Origin of the sequence: Mycobacterium sp., assembly GCF_035274705.1 — a bacterium.
Lineage (GTDB): Bacteria > Actinomycetota > Actinomycetes > Mycobacteriales > Mycobacteriaceae > Mycobacterium.
Map to the genome: position 1 here is coordinate 1 of NZ_DATENY010000061.1, position 15,113 is coordinate 15,113.

At 65.5% G+C, this 15,113-nt stretch carries 18 protein-coding genes; 7 read left to right on the top strand and 11 right to left on the bottom strand.

What is annotated here, in order from left to right; genetic code table 11:
* The 3 genes from VJV41_RS14350 to thyX all read right to left on the bottom strand — a co-directional run.
* On the bottom strand, positions 1-1,553 hold a 1,553-nt coding region (locus VJV41_RS14350), incomplete at its 3' end, for a ribonuclease J (RefSeq protein ID WP_325334774.1).
* Positions 1,553-2,455, bottom strand: coding sequence for a 4-hydroxy-tetrahydrodipicolinate synthase (gene dapA / locus VJV41_RS14355; RefSeq protein WP_325334776.1), 903 nt, complete (start codon positions 2,453-2,455; stop codon positions 1,553-1,555). The genes dapA and VJV41_RS14350, both read right to left, overlap by 1 nt.
* A 55-nt stretch (positions 2,456-2,510) precedes the next feature.
* Positions 2,511-3,263, bottom strand: coding sequence for an FAD-dependent thymidylate synthase (gene thyX, locus VJV41_RS14360; RefSeq protein ID WP_325334778.1), 753 nt, complete (start codon positions 3,261-3,263; stop codon positions 2,511-2,513).
* A 79-nt stretch (positions 3,264-3,342) separates the two neighbouring features.
* Here thyX and VJV41_RS14365 point away from each other — a divergent pair, with 79 nt between their 5' ends.
* Both VJV41_RS14365 and VJV41_RS14370 read left to right on the top strand, forming a co-directional pair.
* Entirely contained in the window at positions 3,343-4,830 is a 1,488-nt protein-coding gene (locus VJV41_RS14365; RefSeq protein ID WP_325334780.1) for an FAD-dependent monooxygenase, read from the top strand.
* A complete protein-coding gene (locus VJV41_RS14370) occupies positions 4,827-5,402 on the top strand; it encodes a TetR family transcriptional regulator (protein WP_325334782.1) in 576 nt (191 codons plus the stop codon). The genes VJV41_RS14365 and VJV41_RS14370 overlap by 4 nt, the downstream gene beginning before the upstream one ends.
* 65 nt (positions 5,403-5,467) lie before the next feature.
* On the opposite strand, the gene VJV41_RS14375 is transcribed toward VJV41_RS14370, so the two are convergent.
* Positions 5,468-6,235, bottom strand: a complete 768-nt coding sequence (locus tag VJV41_RS14375) for a FadR/GntR family transcriptional regulator (protein WP_325334784.1) — start codon at positions 6,233-6,235, stop codon at positions 5,468-5,470.
* A gap of 87 nt (positions 6,236-6,322) precedes the next feature.
* Here VJV41_RS14375 and VJV41_RS14380 point away from each other — a divergent pair, with 87 nt between their 5' ends.
* The 3 genes from VJV41_RS14380 (at position 6,323) to VJV41_RS14390 (ending at position 9,046) form a co-directional block, all read left to right on the top strand.
* Positions 6,323-7,252 (top strand): proline iminopeptidase-family hydrolase, encoded by a 930-nt coding sequence (locus VJV41_RS14380; protein WP_325334787.1) that lies wholly within the window; start codon positions 6,323-6,325, stop codon positions 7,250-7,252.
* Positions 7,253-7,280: 28 nt separating this feature from the next.
* A complete protein-coding gene (locus VJV41_RS14385; RefSeq protein WP_325334789.1) occupies positions 7,281-8,684 on the top strand; it encodes an APC family permease in 1,404 nt (467 codons plus the stop codon).
* Between the two features lie 125 nt (positions 8,685-8,809).
* Complete coding sequence (locus VJV41_RS14390; RefSeq protein ID WP_325334791.1) at positions 8,810-9,046, top strand: hypothetical protein; 237 nt, start codon at positions 8,810-8,812, stop codon at positions 9,044-9,046.
* A 4-nt stretch (positions 9,047-9,050) separates the two neighbouring features.
* Here the strand turns inward: VJV41_RS14390 and VJV41_RS14395 are convergent, their stop codons facing one another.
* Genes VJV41_RS14395 through VJV41_RS14405 form a run of 3 tightly spaced genes read right to left on the bottom strand, consistent with a single transcriptional unit; the run spans position 9,051 to position 11,570 of the window.
* Positions 9,051-10,262, bottom strand: coding sequence for a winged helix-turn-helix domain-containing protein (locus VJV41_RS14395; RefSeq protein WP_325334793.1), 1,212 nt, complete (start codon positions 10,260-10,262; stop codon positions 9,051-9,053).
* A complete protein-coding gene (locus VJV41_RS14400; RefSeq protein WP_325334795.1) occupies positions 10,259-10,744 on the bottom strand; it encodes a dihydrofolate reductase in 486 nt (161 codons plus the stop codon). Before VJV41_RS14400 ends, VJV41_RS14395 begins: the two co-directional genes overlap by 4 nt.
* 25 nt (positions 10,745-10,769) lie before the next feature.
* The gene (locus tag VJV41_RS14405) at positions 10,770-11,570 is read right to left on the bottom strand and encodes a thymidylate synthase (protein WP_325334797.1); all 801 of its coding nucleotides are present in this window, start codon (positions 11,568-11,570) and stop codon (positions 10,770-10,772) included.
* Between the two features lie 42 nt (positions 11,571-11,612).
* Here VJV41_RS14405 and VJV41_RS14410 point away from each other — a divergent pair, with 42 nt between their 5' ends.
* Together VJV41_RS14410 and VJV41_RS28970 are read left to right on the top strand one after the other, a co-directional pair.
* Positions 11,613-12,353, top strand: coding sequence for a dienelactone hydrolase family protein (locus tag VJV41_RS14410; RefSeq protein ID WP_325334799.1), 741 nt, complete (start codon positions 11,613-11,615; stop codon positions 12,351-12,353).
* Positions 12,350-12,607, top strand: coding sequence for a hypothetical protein (locus VJV41_RS28970; RefSeq protein ID WP_414684957.1), 258 nt, complete (start codon positions 12,350-12,352; stop codon positions 12,605-12,607). The genes VJV41_RS14410 and VJV41_RS28970 overlap by 4 nt, the downstream gene beginning before the upstream one ends.
* Before the next feature lie 84 nt (positions 12,608-12,691).
* On the opposite strand, the gene VJV41_RS14420 is transcribed toward VJV41_RS28970, so the two are convergent.
* The 4 genes from VJV41_RS14420 to dapB are packed head-to-tail and all read right to left on the bottom strand — an operon-like array spanning position 12,692 to position 14,806.
* Positions 12,692-13,150 (bottom strand): hypothetical protein, encoded by a 459-nt coding sequence (locus tag VJV41_RS14420; protein ID WP_325334801.1) that lies wholly within the window; start codon positions 13,148-13,150, stop codon positions 12,692-12,694.
* Between the two features lie 2 nt (positions 13,151-13,152).
* The gene (locus tag VJV41_RS14425; protein ID WP_325334803.1) at positions 13,153-13,611 is read right to left on the bottom strand and encodes a flavodoxin family protein; all 459 of its coding nucleotides are present in this window, start codon (positions 13,609-13,611) and stop codon (positions 13,153-13,155) included.
* Positions 13,608-14,072: a tetratricopeptide repeat protein gene (locus tag VJV41_RS14430; protein WP_325334805.1), complete on the bottom strand. Its 465-nt coding sequence runs from the start codon at positions 14,070-14,072 to the stop codon at positions 13,608-13,610. The genes VJV41_RS14425 and VJV41_RS14430 overlap by 4 nt, the downstream gene beginning before the upstream one ends.
* Positions 14,069-14,806 (bottom strand): 4-hydroxy-tetrahydrodipicolinate reductase, encoded by a 738-nt coding sequence (gene dapB / locus VJV41_RS14435; RefSeq protein WP_325334807.1) that lies wholly within the window; start codon positions 14,804-14,806, stop codon positions 14,069-14,071. Before dapB ends, VJV41_RS14430 begins: the two co-directional genes overlap by 4 nt.
* Positions 14,807-15,113: the final 307 nt, after the last annotated feature.

Sequence of the window (15,113 nt, forward strand, 5' to 3'; positions counted from 1 at the left end):
AGTATTTCCAGCTCGTCTTCGATCTTGCGCGCAACCGGCTCGAGCGCCTTGGGGTCCTCCGAGAAGCCCCGTGAGTGCAGGTGCGCCGGTCCCGCAAGCTTGCCAGTGCCGCGGTGCACCACGACCGTCACCGCAATGAAACCCGAAGACAGGATGAGCCGTTCACCCAAGGTCGAATCACCGACATCGCCGGTGATCAACCCGTCCACGAACATCTTCCCGGTCGTCACTGCACCCGCGATCGAAGCCCTACCCGCAACCAGATCGACGCTGACGCCGTTCTCCGCCAACATGATCGCCTCCGGCGACACACCGGTGCGTGCCGCCAATGCCGCATTCGCCCGCAGCATTCGCCACGTGCCGTGCACCGGCATCACGTTTCGCGGACGCACCGCGTTGTAGAGGAACAACAACTCGCCCGCGTAGGCGTGACCCGAAACATGTATCCGCACTTGGGCGTTGGTGACGACGCGAACTCCAATCTTGGCCAGCGCGTCCAGCACACCGAAGATCGCTTCCTCGTTGCCGGGGATCTGCGACGAAGACATGATGATGAGATCGCCCGACGTCAGCGTGATGCTGCGATGCTCACCGCGCGACATTCGCGACAACGCGGCCATCGGCTCGCCCTGCGTCCCGGTGGTGATCAGCGTCACCCGCCCGGGTGCCATCATCTCCGCGGCCCCGATGTCAATCACATCGTCATCTGCGACGGTGAGGTAGCCGAGTTCCTTGGCGATTCCCATATTGCGCACCATCGACCGGCCCACGAACGACACTTTGCGGCCAAGCGCCACCGACGCGTCGATGATCTGTTGCACACGAGCAACATTGGAGGCGAAGCAAGCCACGATGACCCGCCCCTCGGCGCTGCGGATCAGCCGGTGCATATTGGGCCCGATCTCGCTCTCCGACGGTCCTACTCCGGGGATCTCGGCATTCGTTGAGTCGCACAGGAACAAATCCACCCCGGCGTCGCCCAATCGCGACATGCCGGGCAGGTCGGTCGGCTGGTCATCCAGCGGCAGCTGATCGAGTTTGATGTCACCGGTGTGCAGCACGGTGCCGGCGCCGGTGTGAATCGCGATCGCGAGGCAGCCAGGAATCGAGTGGTTGACGTGAAAGTACTCGCACTCGAACACGCCGTGCTTAGAGCTTTGCCCCTCGGCCACTTCCACGAACACCGGTTTGATGCGATGTTCACGGCACTTCTCGGCCACCAGCGCGAGCGTGAACTTCGAGCCGACGACCGGGATGTCGCCACGCAGCTTGAGCAGGAAGGGAATCGCTCCGATGTGATCCTCGTGGGCATGCGTAAGCACGAGCGCCTCCACGTCGTCGAGACGGTCCTCGACATGGCGAAGGTCGGGCAGGATCAGGTCGACCCCGGGCTCATCGTGGGTCGGGAACAACACGCCGCAGTCGACGATCAACAGCCGGCCAAGATGCTCGAAAACTGTCATGTTCCGGCCGATTTCGCTGACCCCACCCAGCGCGGTAATCCGCAAACCTCCCGGGGCCAGCGGCCCCGGGAGCTTGAGTTCTTCGTTCACTAGCGCAGCACCGTGGCTGCCCGCATGTCGGCGGCCAACGCCTCGAGTTGCTCTGCGGTTGCCGGCACTTGTGGCAGCCGGGGGTCGCCAACGTCGATGCCCAGCAGCCGCAGCCCCGCCTTGGCCAACGTCACACCGCCTAGCCGCGCCTGCGCGCCGCTCAACGGGCCGAGCGTGACGTTGATCTTGCGCGCCGTCGCAATGTCACCAGAGTTGAACGCGGACAACATGTCTCGTAGCTGACCGGCGGCCATATGTCCCCATACGCTGACGAAGCCGACAGCACCCATCGCCAGCCACGGAAGGTTCAGCGCGTCGTCTCCCGAGTAATACGCCAACCCGGTCTCGGCGATGATCTGCCCGCCGCCATGCAGGTCGGCCTTGGCATCCTTGACGGCCACGATGTTCGGGTGCTCGGCCAGCGTGCGGATCGTGTCCCACTCAATCGGCACGACGGACCGCGACGGAATGTCGTAGAGAATGACCGGCACATCGGTGGCATCGGCCACCGCGGTGAAGTGCCCAACCAGCCCGGCCTGCGGCGGGCGCGAGTAGTACGGCGTCACCACCAGCAGGCCATGCGCGCCCTCGGCGGCGCAGGCCTTCGCGAGATGCACGCTGTGCGCAGTGTCGTATGTGCCTGCACCGGCGATGACCCTGGCGCGATCGCCAACCGCCTCCAGCACCGCGCGCAGCAGGGCGATCTTTTCGTCGTCGGTGGTGGTCGGCGACTCCCCCGTGGTGCCTGACAGCACCAGGCCGTCGCAGCCGGAGTCGACGAGGTGGGTGGCGAGCCGGGCAGCTGCATCGGTGTCCAGCGACCCGTCGGGCTTGAACGGAGTCACCATGGCGGTCAGCACGGTGCCCAATCGGGCGGTCACGTCGAATCCGCTGGTGCTCACGGGCAACCAGATTACCCGCTCGACCTCACGGTTCTGCGGCCATATGGCCTGAACCTCAAGCCTCAGTAGCCAGGGGGCTCGTCGCCACCTCCGTGCCGTCGGCAAGCTCGGTGATCTCGAAGTCAGAGAAGGCCTGCGGCGCCACATCGATGAGCTGACGTAGACATTCGATCGCGAGCCGGCGGATCTCGACATCGGCATGCTCACTGGCCCGCATCGCGATGAAATGCCGCCACGCCCGGTAGTTGCCCGTGACGACGATGCGTGTTTCGGTTGCGTTGGGCAGCACCGCGCGGGCGGCCTGACGCGCCTGCTTGCGCCGCAGCACCGCGTTGGGTTGACCGGCGAACTTGGCCTCGAGCCTGGCCAGCAGCGTGGTGTACGTCGCCCGGCTGGCATCGGCGGCGGATTTGAAGATCTCCTGCAGCTCGGGGTCGTCCTCCATGCCCGGCGGCACCACGACCTGCGCGTCGTGCTCGGGGACGAACCGCTGCGACAACTGCGAATACGAGAAGTGGCGATGCCGGATCAGCTCGTGCGTGCACGACCGCGAGATGCCCGTGATGTAGAAGGACACCGATGCGTGCTCAAGCACGGAAAAATGGCCGACGTCGATGATGTGTCGCAGATAGGACGCATTGGTGGCGGTCTTGGGGTTGGGCTTGGACCAGCTCTGATAACACGCCCGCCCGGCGAACTCCACCAGCGCGGGACCGCCGTCGGCGTCGGTACTCCACGGCACGTCCGGCGGTGCCAAGAACTCGGTCTTGGCGATCAGTTGCACGCGCAATGGCGCGGTCTCGGCCACGGCGCAACCTTAGCCCGCGGCTTGGCAGACCAAGTGTTAGAGACTAACATGTTAGTTGCCTAACACTTAGGAGGGGGCGGTGGACCCTGACGTCATCATCGTGGGAGCCGGACCAACTGGACTGACACTGGCCTGCGGCCTTCAGGCGGCGGGCGTCGGAGTGCGGGTGCTCGACGGCGCGGCCGGTCCAGCGGTGACGTCGCGCGCGCTAGGACTGCAGCCACGCGGGGTGGAAGTTCTCGACCGGATCGGTGCGCTGGGCAACCTGCCCGACCGCGGACTGCCGATCAACCGTGTTGTCGTAGTCGTCGAGGGTAAAGAGCTCGCGACCCTGCGCATCGGGCAAGCCATGCGGCGGCTGCACGGGCCGGCCGGATTGTTGATGTCGCAAGCCGACATCGAGAGCACGCTTCGCGACCGGCTGGCCGCCCTCGGCGGAACCGTCGAGTGGGGACGTCGCGTGAACGTGCTCGAAGCCGGATCCGACGCGGTGACGGTGCAACTCGACGACGGCACCGCGATCCGCGCCCGATGGATCGTCGGCGCTGACGGCGCACACAGCATTGTTCGGAAGAGCGCGGGCATCGCATTCCCTGGAGTCCCGCTCATCGAGCGCTTCCTGCTTGCCGATGTGCACGCCGACCTCGACCGACCGCGCGACGCCACCGTGGCGTGGGTTCGCGGAACCAAGATGCTTGCCGCCTTCCCACTGCCCGGCGCCGACCTCTGGCGGCTGATGGCCCCGGCCCCAACGGAGTTCGGCGATGATCCAGGGCGCGACGACATCGTCGAGTATCTCGGCGTCCGGCTGGATGCCGAAGCGGGTGGAACGGTTCGTTCGATCGAATGGACTTCGACGTTCCGCATCCAGCGCCGCTTGGCCGACGCCTATCGACGCGGACCCGTGCTACTCGCCGGCGACGCCGCACACATCCACAGCCCGTTCGGCGGTCAGGGCATGAACACCGGGATGGGCGACGCCGAGAACCTGGCGTGGAAACTCGCGCTGGTCGTCGGCGGCCGCGCCGACGAGGCCCTGCTGGACACCTATGAGGCAGAACGACGCCCGATCGCGAAGAACGTCGTGGCGACGACAAGTGGGGTGACGGAGCTCGTGGTGAGCGGGGGGTGGGCGGCCCGGCTGTTGCGTGACCGGTTGGTCGTGCCGACGATGAATCGCGAATGGCTGCAACGGTTGATCGCCGAGAAGTCGTCGCAACTGCAAATCTCTTATCGGCGCGGACCGCTCGGCGTGAGTGGCTGGCGTCCTGTCCGTGGGCCACAGGTCGGCGACCGCGTCCCCGATCGCGCCTGCACCCGTACCGACGGAACGACAACACGGTTGTATGCCGAGCTCGGTCCGCAGTGGGCGCTGCTCGGCCCGGAATCGCTGGCCGAGGCGGCTCGCGCTCGGCTGGGCGACGTGGTCACCCTCCGCGACGACGGCCGTGACGCCACGCTGGTGCGGCCCGACGGGCACATAGCGTGGAGCGGCGACGACGCCGGCATGCTGCATGCGTGGCTCGACCGCGTACTGGGTCGGTGCGCCGGAGTTCTCGCGCAGTGACCGACGACTGGCGCGCCCGCAAGAAGGCGGCCACCAAGCAGTCGATTCAAGACCAGGCGTTGCGCCTTTTCGTCGAAAAGGGCTACGACGCAACGACTGTGGAGGAGATTGCCGCGGCGGCGGGCGTTTCTCACATGACGTTCTTCCGGTATTTCCCTCGGAAGGAGGAGGTCGTCGAATACGACGAATACGACCCCATGCTGGAAGAGTTGGTGGCAGCGCGCCCGCCGGACGAACCACCGCTGGCTGCGCTGCACGCCGCCATCCGGACCGGCCTTCAGCAGATCCTCGACACGGACCGCGACGCACTGCTCGTGCGCACCCGGCTGGTGCTGAGCAATCCCACGCTGCGATCGCGAAATGTGCTCGCCCAGGACGCGACTCGCGATCTATTCGCGCGCACGCTGGCCAGCCGCGCCGGGCTGCCCGCGCCGGACCTCGCCGCGATGGTTCAGGCATCTGCCGCGCTGGGTGCGGTCGGTGTGGCGATGACGGCTTGGGCCGATGGCGACGACGACACGGACCCCGTCGCATTCCTCGACGAGGCGTTCGATGCCCTACGAGCCGGCTAGCGTCCTTGGAAATGAAATCCCCCGAGTCTTCAGTGTTTCCACCGTGGCTCGAGCGCCGAGGCGGATTAGTCGACGAGCACGCCGGCGCGGCGCATCGCGGTCGTGATCAACTCGAAGTCGATCGCGCCGTGCGTGCGGGCCAGCGCGTCGGCGTCGTCGCCGCGGCCGTCGGCGATCGCGCGTACCAGCTCTTCGTGTTCGTGCAGAGCTCGTAATTCCATGGTCCGCATGTTCGATGGCTCACCCCACAGGTGCGCCGGGGCGCCGATGCTCACCGTCGCCTTGAGATCGAGCAGCACCTGCTTGAGGACGTCGTTGTGGGCGGCGTCGATGATCGCCAGGTGGAACCGGCTGTCGGCCTGCTGGGCACCCAAGCCGCTCTCGGCGCTCCGGTAGGCCTCGAACCTCGCCCACAGCTCCGCCACGTCGTGTTCGGAGCGGGACTCCGCGGCAGCTCGGCAGACAGTGCCTTGCAGTCGACACAGCGCGTCGCAGCGGTCGCGCAGCTCGCCGAGTCGCATACGCAGCGTGCGTCCCACCGCATCGGTGGACGACTCCGGCCACTGATCGACCACATATGAGCCGCCGCCGCGGCCCCGCCGCGTTTCGAGCAGCCCCCGCTCGACGAGCCGTGCCAACGCGGCCCGCACGGTCATGCGTCCCGCTCCCAGCGATGTGGCCAGCTCGCGTTCAACCGGCAGGCGCGCGCCGGGCAGGTATTCGCCGATCGCGATCGCGGTGATCAGCCGGTCGGTGATCTCGTCCACCCGCGAGGACGTGTCGAGTTGTTGATGGAGCAGGCCCGGCGTTGCCGGTGCCCCGTTGTGGGCCATTGGCTCAAATCCCCTCGTCGTCAACTCAAGGTTAAATCCCTGTCAATGGTCTTGCTATGAGACCTTTACGGGTTCATGCTGACCGTCATGACACGCACGACCCGGCTGGTGCCGTTCCGCGAGTACGAAACCTGGGTGCAGATCACCACGCCGGACACGGTGCGACGTGGCGCGCTGCCACTCTTCGTCCTGCACGGCGGCCCCGGAATGGCCCACAACTACGTGCGCAACGTCGCCGCGTTGGCTGACGAAACCGGCCGCCAGGTCATCCATTACGACCAGATCGGGTGCGGCAACAGCTCCCATCTGCCCGATGCCCCTGCGGACTTCTGGACACCCGAATTGTTCGTCGACGAGTTCCACACCGTGCGCGCCACGCTCGGCATCGACGAGTACCACGTGCTCGGCCAGTCGTGGGGCGGCATGCTCAGCGCTGAGATCGCGGTCCGGCAGCCGCCCGGACTCGCTTCACTGGCGATCTGCAACTCCCCGGCGTCAATGGCGCTTTGGATGGCCGCGGCCGACGAACTACGGGCCCATCTGCCACCCGACACGCAGGCAGCGCTCACCCGCCACGAGGAGGCGGGCACCGTCACCGACCCCGAGTACCTGGCAGCGACCGACGAGTTCTACCGTCGCCATGTGTGCCGTGTCGTCCCGACGCCACAGGACTTCGTCGACACGGTGGCGCAGATGGAGGCCGAGCCGACGGTCTACCACACCATGAACGGCCCCAACGAATTTCATGTGCTGGGCACCCTGCGTGAGTGGAGCATCATCGACCGGCTGCACCTGATCACCTCACCCACTCTGGTTATCGCCGGTGAGTTCGACGAGGCCACCCCCGCCACCTGGCAGCCGTACGTCGAGCACATCCCCGACGTGCAAAGTCACGTCTTTCCCGGCACCAGCCACTGCTCGCACCTGGAGAAACCCGAAGAGTTCCGCACCGTCGTCGCCGCCTTTCTGAAGCTCCATGACGCCGATCGCGATCGCACCGACGCCGCCCGGATCTGACCAATCCCGCTATCCGACAGGACATCTCATGGACGACCAGCGCTCCCTCCAATCGTTCGGTTACAAGCAGGAACTCCATCGTTCGGTCGCCACTGTCGACCTCGTGATCTACGGCCTGGTGTTCATGGTTCCGATCGCGCCGTGGGCGATCTTCGGCACCGTCTACAACAGCGCTTCGGGAATGGTGCCGCTGGTGTACCTGATCGGCTTGGTGGCCATGGTGTTCACCGCGATGGCCTACGCGCAGATGGCCAAGTCGTTCCCGCTGGCGGGGTCGGTCTTCTCGTATGTGGGTCGCGGAATCCACCCGGGCGCAGGCTTTTTCGCGGGTTGGGCCATCCTGCTGGACTATCTGCTGATACCGACTCTGCTGTACGTATTCGCCGCCGAGTCAATGATCGGTCTATTCCCGAGCACCCCACGGTGGTTGTGGGCGATCGTATTCGTCGTCGTCAACACCGTCATCAACCTGCTCGGCGTCGATTCGCTGAAGATCGCCAACAGGGTGTTCCTCGCGATCGAGTTGGTGTTCGTGGCGATCTTCGTGGTCATCGCGGTGCGCGCCATCAACGGCCAGAGCCTGCCCCATGTCGGCTGGAGCACCACGCCGATTTGGAATCCGGAAACCGTCAGCGCGCCGCTCGTCGCCGCGGCACTGTCGATCGCGGTCCTGAGTTTCCTTGGGTTCGATGGTATTTCGACGCTTGCCGAAGAGTCGACCGGCAAGAAGAATCCCGCCGGACGGGCGATGGTCGTCTCGCTGTTCATCGTGGCGTTCCTGTTCATCGTGCAGACGTGGCTGGCCAGCCTGCTCGCCGGTGGCCGGGAGTCGTTCAGCGACGACGAGGCAGGCAACGCGTTCTTCAAGCTGGTCGAGGCGGCATCCAGCACGGGTTGGATGAACGCGTTCTTCGTCGTCAACGTTCTGGCGGTCGGGTTCGCCAACGCGATGGCAGCCCAGGCGGCGACCAGCCGGCTGCTCTACTCGATGAGCCGCGACCGCCAGCTGCCCAGATTCCTGTCCAAGATCAGTGCACGTCAGGTGCCGATGGCGGCGATCCTGGCGGTCAGCGCGATCAGCATCGTGCTCGTGCTGTTCTTCGTCGGCCAGATCGCGCTGATCTCGTCACTTGTCAACTTCGGCGCCCTGTTTGGCTTCTGCCTGCTTCACATCTCGGTTGTCTGGTACTACATCGGGCGCAAGAAGTCGAAGAACTATCTGCTGCACCTGGTGGTGCCGACGCTGGGATTCCTGATCATCGCCTATGTGCTCTTCAACGCGGACTCGCTCGCCAAGATCGGCGGCATCGTGTGGCTGGCCGTCGGCGCGGTGGTCTTCGTCGTGAACCTGATGCGGCGCCGAGGCGTGCTGGAGCTGAGCGAGGAGCCGGCGGTGCCTGGTGAAGGTGTCAGCCCCGTGGCTCACACCTAGGGCTACTTTTGGACAGACACGCAGTAGAGGTGTGCGTCCGTAGGTAGTCACGATCGTCGCGCGTCGTCGAAATTGCGTGGTGCGCTACTTATTCCATCGATGCACCGCGGCGCGACGATCAAAGCATGACTACTCAGATCGGCTTCACACGGAAGTACCTCGCCGTGGCCGGCTTGGCGCTCGGCCTCGGCAGCTTTGGCGTGTTTACCAGCGCCGGTACCGCCGCCGCCGATGGAGTGGACGCCACGCCTATGCCGCCGGCGGTCATCGACAAGGACGGCTTCCAGAACTACGACACATCGTCCTACCCGGCGGACCCGTCTTGGCCGGGGAAGTCATCGCATCCGTGCTGCTCGCGCTGATGCTTCAGCCCAGCGATCGCGCCAGCCCCTTCGTCAGATCGCCGTTCTTCCCGACCGTGACCTCGGCAAGGCCAAGCCAATTCGCCATCGTGCGCAGTTCGGCGGCGAGTGGTTCGGCCACCCGCGACTGGTCTTGTCCGGGTTCGGTGAACGCGCCGACGACATGCAGCGCATCTTTGGTCCGCTCCGCCTTGAGGTCGACCCGGCCGACGAGCCGACCGTCGAGCAGCAAGGGCCATACGTAGTAGCCGTACTCCCGCTTGGGAGCTGGCACGTAAATCTCTATGCGGTAACGGAATTGGAAGAGTCTCTCCACCCGCGGCCGGAAGAAGATCAACGGGTCGAACGGGCACAGTAGCGCGGTGCCGCGGTCGCGTCGGGGCACGGTCTGGCCGACCCGCAGATAGGCCGGCGCATTCCAGCCGTCGACCTCGACGCGTTCGAGCTCACCGTCGGCCTCCAACTTGGCGATCGCCGGCTTGGACTGTTGAGGCTTGAGCCGAAAGTAATCCCGGATATCGGCCTCGGTCCCCACTCCCAGCGCCGTCGCCGCCCGCAAGATGAGTTCGCGGACTGCCTCGTCGTCGTCGACTTCTCGCTGCACCACCGCCGGCGGCAGCACGTTTTCTGTCAGGTCGTAGTGACGGGCGAACCCGACGCGCGTGGCCGTCGTCAGCACACCCGACGCGAACAGCGCCTCCGTCACCCACTTCGTGTCGCTGCGGTCCCACCACTGGCCCTTCTTCCCGCGTTGTTCGGCGCCGAGATGAGCCTCGATCTGGCCTGCCGTCGACGGACCGAGTGCTTTGACGGCGGCCACGACGTCGTCAACCAAGCGCGCGTTGTTCTTGACGATGTGGGTGCCCCACCGGCCATGGGTGTACTCGCGCATACGCCAGCGCAGCAGGGGCCAGTCCTCGACGGCCATCAGCGCCGCCTCGTGCGCCCAGTATTCGACCAGCAGACGGGGCGAACGCGCCGAGTGGTTCCAGGCCGCGCGGTCGAGCACGTCGCGGTCATACGGTCCGAGTCGGCTGAACACCGGCGCGTAGTGGGCACGCACCGCCACGGACACCGAATCTAGTTGCAGCACTTGGATTCGCGAGATGAGCCGGCGCAGATGCGCGCGAGTGATCGGACCCCGCGACTTCGGCTCGGCGAAGCCCTGCGCGGCGACGGCGATACGGCGTGCCTGGGCGGCGGTCAGGACCGTCACGGGCGAATGTAGCTGTAATACCGGTAGCGCAGGCCCGAGCCGCTTGTCAGCCACTCCCCCGCGCGGCCGATCCAGCTCTCGTCCAGCACGGGAGCCGTCGCGTCGGCGTCCTGGCGCGGGAGGTCAATCTCGATCTCCGTGACCTCGCAACGGGTCGCGAGCGGCAGCGCGAGCGCATAAATCTGCTCGCCGCCTATCACCCAGGTTTCGTCATCGGTGAACGCGTCCTCGAGCGTCGTCACCACATCTGCACGGTCGGCCATGTAGTCAGCTTGCCGGGTGACTACGACATTTCTGCGTCCCGGCAGCGGACGCACCTTCGCCGGCAGCGACTCCCAGGTCAGCCTGCCCATCACCACGGTGTGGCCCATCGTGAGTTCCTTGAACCGCGCCTGGTCCTCGGGCAGCCGCCAGGGAATGCCGCCGGCCCGGCCGATGACACCAGAGGTGGACTGGGCCCAGATCAGCCCCAGGCTCACCATCGATGTTCGGCCCTGCAAGCAGGCCTCATACGGCGACGGGTGCCTTGATCGCAGGGTGCGGGTCGTAGTTGACGATCGCGATGTCGTCGTAGGTGTAGTCGAAGACCGAGTCACGTGGCGCCAGAACGAGTTCCGGGTACGGCCGCGGATCGCGTGACAGCTGCTCGGTGACCTGCTCGACGTGGTTGTCGTAGATGTGGCAGTCGCCGCCGGTCCAGATGAACTCACCGACCTTCAGCCCCGCTTGCGCGGCCATCATGTGGGTGAGCAGCGCGTAGCTGGCGATGTTGAACGGCACGCCGAGGAACAGGTCGGCGCTGCGCTGGTAGAGCTGACAAGACAGCCGCCCGTCGGCGACATAGAACTGGAAGAACGCGTGGCAGGGTGGCAGCGCCATCTGAGGAATCTCGCCGACGTTCCACGCCGAGACGATGTTGCGCCGCGAGTCCGGATTGGTCTTGAGCAGCTCGAGCGCAGCGGTGATCTGGTCGATGTGTTCACCCGACGGAGTCGGCCACGACCGCCACTGGACACCGTAGACCGGGCCCAAATCGCCTGTTTCCGAGGCCCATTCGTTCCAGATCGTGACGCCGTGGTCTTGCAGCCATCGCACATTCGAATCGCCGCGCAAGAACCACAGCAGCTCGTAGATTACCGACTTGGTGTGCACCTTCTTGGTGGTGATCAGCGGGAAGCCGGCCGTCAGGTCGTAGCGCATCTGGTGGCCGAATAGGCTGCGTGTGCCAGTGCCGGTGCGGTCCGATTTGGGTGTGCCTCGCTCGAGCACCAGACGCAGCAGGTCCTCGTAGGGCGTGGCGATTGGCACGCCGGTCAGCTTACTTCGCGAGCCAAGAGTAGAACGGTAGCCATGCCGACTATCTCCGCGACCGTCACCACTCCCGACGGTGCCTGCCCCGTCACCCTGCACACCCCGAATGGAACCGGTCCCTGGACCGGCGTGGTCATGTATCCCGACGCCGGCGGAGTCCGCCCGACGTTCCAGGACATGGCGGCCCGGCTGGCCGGATTCGGGCATGCCGTCCTGCTGCCCGACGTGTACTACCGGCACGGCGACTGGGAGCCGTTCACGATGGAAACCGTGTTCGGCGACCCGGAGCAGCGTAAGCGGCTGATGGGCATGGTCGGAACCGTGACGCCGGACACGATCGCCAGAGACGCCGGGGCGTTCTTCGACTTCCTGGCGTCACGACCCGAGGTCAAGGGCGACGCGTTCGGGGTCTGCGGGTACTGCATGGGCGGCCGGACGTCGCTGATCGTCGCAGGGAAGCTGCCCGAGCGCGTGGCGGCTGCCGGAGCCTTCCACGCCGGCGGCGTCGTTACCGACGACCCGACGAGCCCGCATCTGCTGGCCGATCGGATGAAGGCCACGGTCTATGTCGGCGGCGCGGAGAACGACGCCTCCTTCACGCCCGAGCAAGCCGAGACTCTGGACAAGGCGCTGACCGCCGCCAACGTCACGCATACGATCGAGATCTATCCGGCCGCTCACGGTTACGCCGTGCCGGACAATCCGCCGTACGACCAGGAAGCAGCCGAGCGGCACTGGATTGCGATGCAGGAGTTGTTCGAGACCGCACTGCCGAATTGACCCTGTCGCTGCGGGCGCTGAACCGGGCGACTCTTGCCCGCCAGTTGCTGCTGCAGCGCCCGGGGATGGGTGCGCTCGAGGGCGATCAGGGGCAGGCGCCGTTCGCGCCGTACTGCGGGTTGTGGAGCCGCCTCGACGGCAAGAACGGCGTCTTCCCAGGGACGCTGCTGATCGACGGCTCCGTGGCGGGCACATGGGAGCTGGAGGGCAAAGGCGAAGACGGCCATGCGGGTGCGGCCACCCATCGGGCTTGACGCGACCGAGGACGTACTCGCCGAGGGAAAACGCTTGCTGGAGTTGGCGTTCGGGGTCGCCAAACCAAAAGTCGAGATTGTGGCTTAGGTTTCGCGATCGCGTCGGTGCAGAAAAGTGCTGAATGCCCGGACCACTCCTCGGGCCGCGTAGATGCCAGCAGCGACCGACACGATGATCATCACGATGAACATCACCAGCCAGTTGGACCGGCTGTGGCTGACGTTCCACCAGACGATCGTGAACAAAATCGCGCAGAGGAATACGACGATGTCGCGCCAGTTTCCGCGATACGACATCGCGGCTTCCCGCAACTCACGGCTCTTCTCGGAAGCGGCGATCAGATCGTCGATGCGCTGGTCGATGGCCTGCTGGAACCTCTCCCGACGCTCAGCCTGCTCCGGCGGGATCCGTTCCAGCAGTTCGAAATCCTTGACGATCATGCCGCGGACATCCGGCCCGCGCAGGTTACCCGCGACAACGCCGAGCAGCGCACCGCCGGCGATCGGCGCTGCCCCCAAAGCGAGTTCGGCGATACCGGGCATGGCTAGTCCTCCATCAATGTCGCTGCCAACGTGCCGCCGAGCTCATACGCCCGCTCGCGAACGCCGGCGTCGATAACGCCGACGACCTCGAGGACGTCGGCAGCCTTGGTCAGCGCGAGCCCGGTGGCCACCTTGTCTACCGCATTGGCGGCGCCGACGGTGTCGTTATTGCCGTGCACCCAAAGTCCGTACGGTCGCCCGGCGACGTGGTCGAGGCTCGGGTAGTACACGACATCGAAGAAATGCTTGAGCGCGCCGGACATATAGCCGAGGTTGGCTGTGGTGCCGAAGAGGTATCCGTCTGCATCGAGCATGTCCGACACCGTCGCCGCGAGCGCGGGTCGGACCTCTACGTCGACGCCTTCGATGTCGGGGTCTTTGGTGCCCGCGAGGACAGCCTCGAGGAGTTCGCGGGTGGCCGGCGACGGTGTGTGATGGACGACCAGCAGAGTCTTCGTCACTGCTGCTCCTCCAATTCGACGGCTTTCTTCATTGCCTCACGCGCGCGGCTACGGTCGCCGGCATAGTCGTACGCACGGGCCAGGCGATACCACCGCCGCCAGTTGTCAGGGTCGTTTTCGAGTTCGTCGCGCACGGTTTCAAACAAGGCATCGGCGGCGTCGCGCTGAATACGCCCCGACGGCATTGTGGGCAGCGAGCCGACGTCGAGCTCCATGCCTTCGTCCTTGATGATGCAGGCGAGGCGCTGATGAGCCAGTCCCGCCCGCAGCGTGCTGACCATCACCCAGATACCGATGAGGGGAAGGATCATCAGCGCCAGACCGAGGCCGATGGCGGCCGGCCGGCCGGAGGTGATGAACGCCATCGCGATGCGGCCGAGCATCACGAAGTAAACAATCAGCGCGACGCACATGAAGCCGATGAGCAGCTGGATGCGCAGGGCGCGTGCGCCTTCCGTCATGTCAGGTCGAGCAGAGGCTCGATGCCGACCGTGAGGCCAGGCCGTTCGTGGACTTTGCGAACCGCGAGCAGCACGCCCGGCACGAACGAGGTTCGGTCCAGGCTGTCGTGCCTGATTGTCAGCGTCTCGCCCTGGGTGCCGAAGAGCACCTCCTGATGCGCGACGAGCCCGGCGAGGCGAACGGAGTGCACAGGGACGCCGTCGACGTCGGCACCGCGGGCACCTTCGAGGCCGGTGCTCGTGGCGTCGGGGTTGGGCGGCAAGTCTTTTCGCGCCTCGGCGATGAGCTTGGCGGTGCGCGTGGCCGTGCCGGACGGTGCGTCGGCCTTCTGCGGGTGATGAAGCTCGATGACCTCAACGGATTCGAAGAAGCGAGCGGCCTGCTTCGCAAACTGCATGCACAGCACGGCGCCGATGGCGAAGTTCGGCGCGATCAAGACTGCGACGACGGGTTTGTCGGCGAGCCACGCCTTTACCTGGCCCAGGCGTTCGTCGGTGAAGCCGGTGGTACCCACCACAGCGTGGATTCCGTTGTCGATCAAGAACTTCAGGTTGTCCATGACCACATCGGGGTGGGTGAAGTCGATGACCACTTCCGTCTGACTGTCGGACAACTGAGTGAGGGCATCGCCCGCATCGACGCCTGCCGTGAATGTCAGGTCTTCTGCAGTCTCCACGGCCTGCACCATCGTGGCGCCGACCTTGCCTTTGGCGCCCAGCACTCCAACTCGCATGCTGGCAGCCTAGTCGGCCGCGTTTCCGCGTTTGAGGTTGCCACATTGGTCACTGGAGATCACTTGTGTCACTTTAGTTTTGCCTGTGGATAGTGGGCGGAATCTGTCGGTGGTTCGAACTAGTGTTCGATGTGTGGGTTCGGATCGGGATGCCGTGGTGGCGGCTTACGACGAGCTCGAGGCCGCGGTCGACAAGGTGCTCGGGTTGGCGGTCGACGGTTTGAGTCATACCGAATTGTTGACGCTGTTGAATCGCCGCGAAGTGGTGTCGCGCCGCCATGCTGCTGGTGAACACCGGATCATCAGC

What these genes read in the sequence shown, in the direction of transcription:
- VJV41_RS14375 (WP_325334784.1), bottom strand. Translation starts at nt 6,235, where the DNA reads ATGGCCCACAACGGGGCACCGGCAACGCCGGGCCTGCTCCATCAACAA.
- VJV41_RS14380 (WP_325334787.1), top strand. Translation starts at nt 6,323, where the DNA reads ATGACACGCACGACCCGGCTGGTGCCGTTCCGCGAGTACGAAACCTGG.
- VJV41_RS14385 (WP_325334789.1), top strand. Translation starts at nt 7,281, where the DNA reads ATGGACGACCAGCGCTCCCTCCAATCGTTCGGTTACAAGCAGGAACTC.
- VJV41_RS14390 (WP_325334791.1), top strand. Translation starts at nt 8,810, where the DNA reads ATGACTACTCAGATCGGCTTCACACGGAAGTACCTCGCCGTGGCCGGC.
- VJV41_RS14400 (WP_325334795.1), bottom strand. Translation starts at nt 10,744, where the DNA reads ATGGTGAGCCTGGGGCTGATCTGGGCCCAGTCCACCTCTGGTGTCATC.
- VJV41_RS14410 (WP_325334799.1), top strand. Translation starts at nt 11,613, where the DNA reads ATGCCGACTATCTCCGCGACCGTCACCACTCCCGACGGTGCCTGCCCC.
- VJV41_RS14420 (WP_325334801.1), bottom strand. Translation starts at nt 13,150, where the DNA reads ATGCCCGGTATCGCCGAACTCGCTTTGGGGGCAGCGCCGATCGCCGGC.
- VJV41_RS14430 (WP_325334805.1), bottom strand. Translation starts at nt 14,072, where the DNA reads ATGACGGAAGGCGCACGCGCCCTGCGCATCCAGCTGCTCATCGGCTTC.
- dapB (WP_325334807.1), bottom strand. Translation starts at nt 14,806, where the DNA reads ATGCGAGTTGGAGTGCTGGGCGCCAAAGGCAAGGTCGGCGCCACGATG.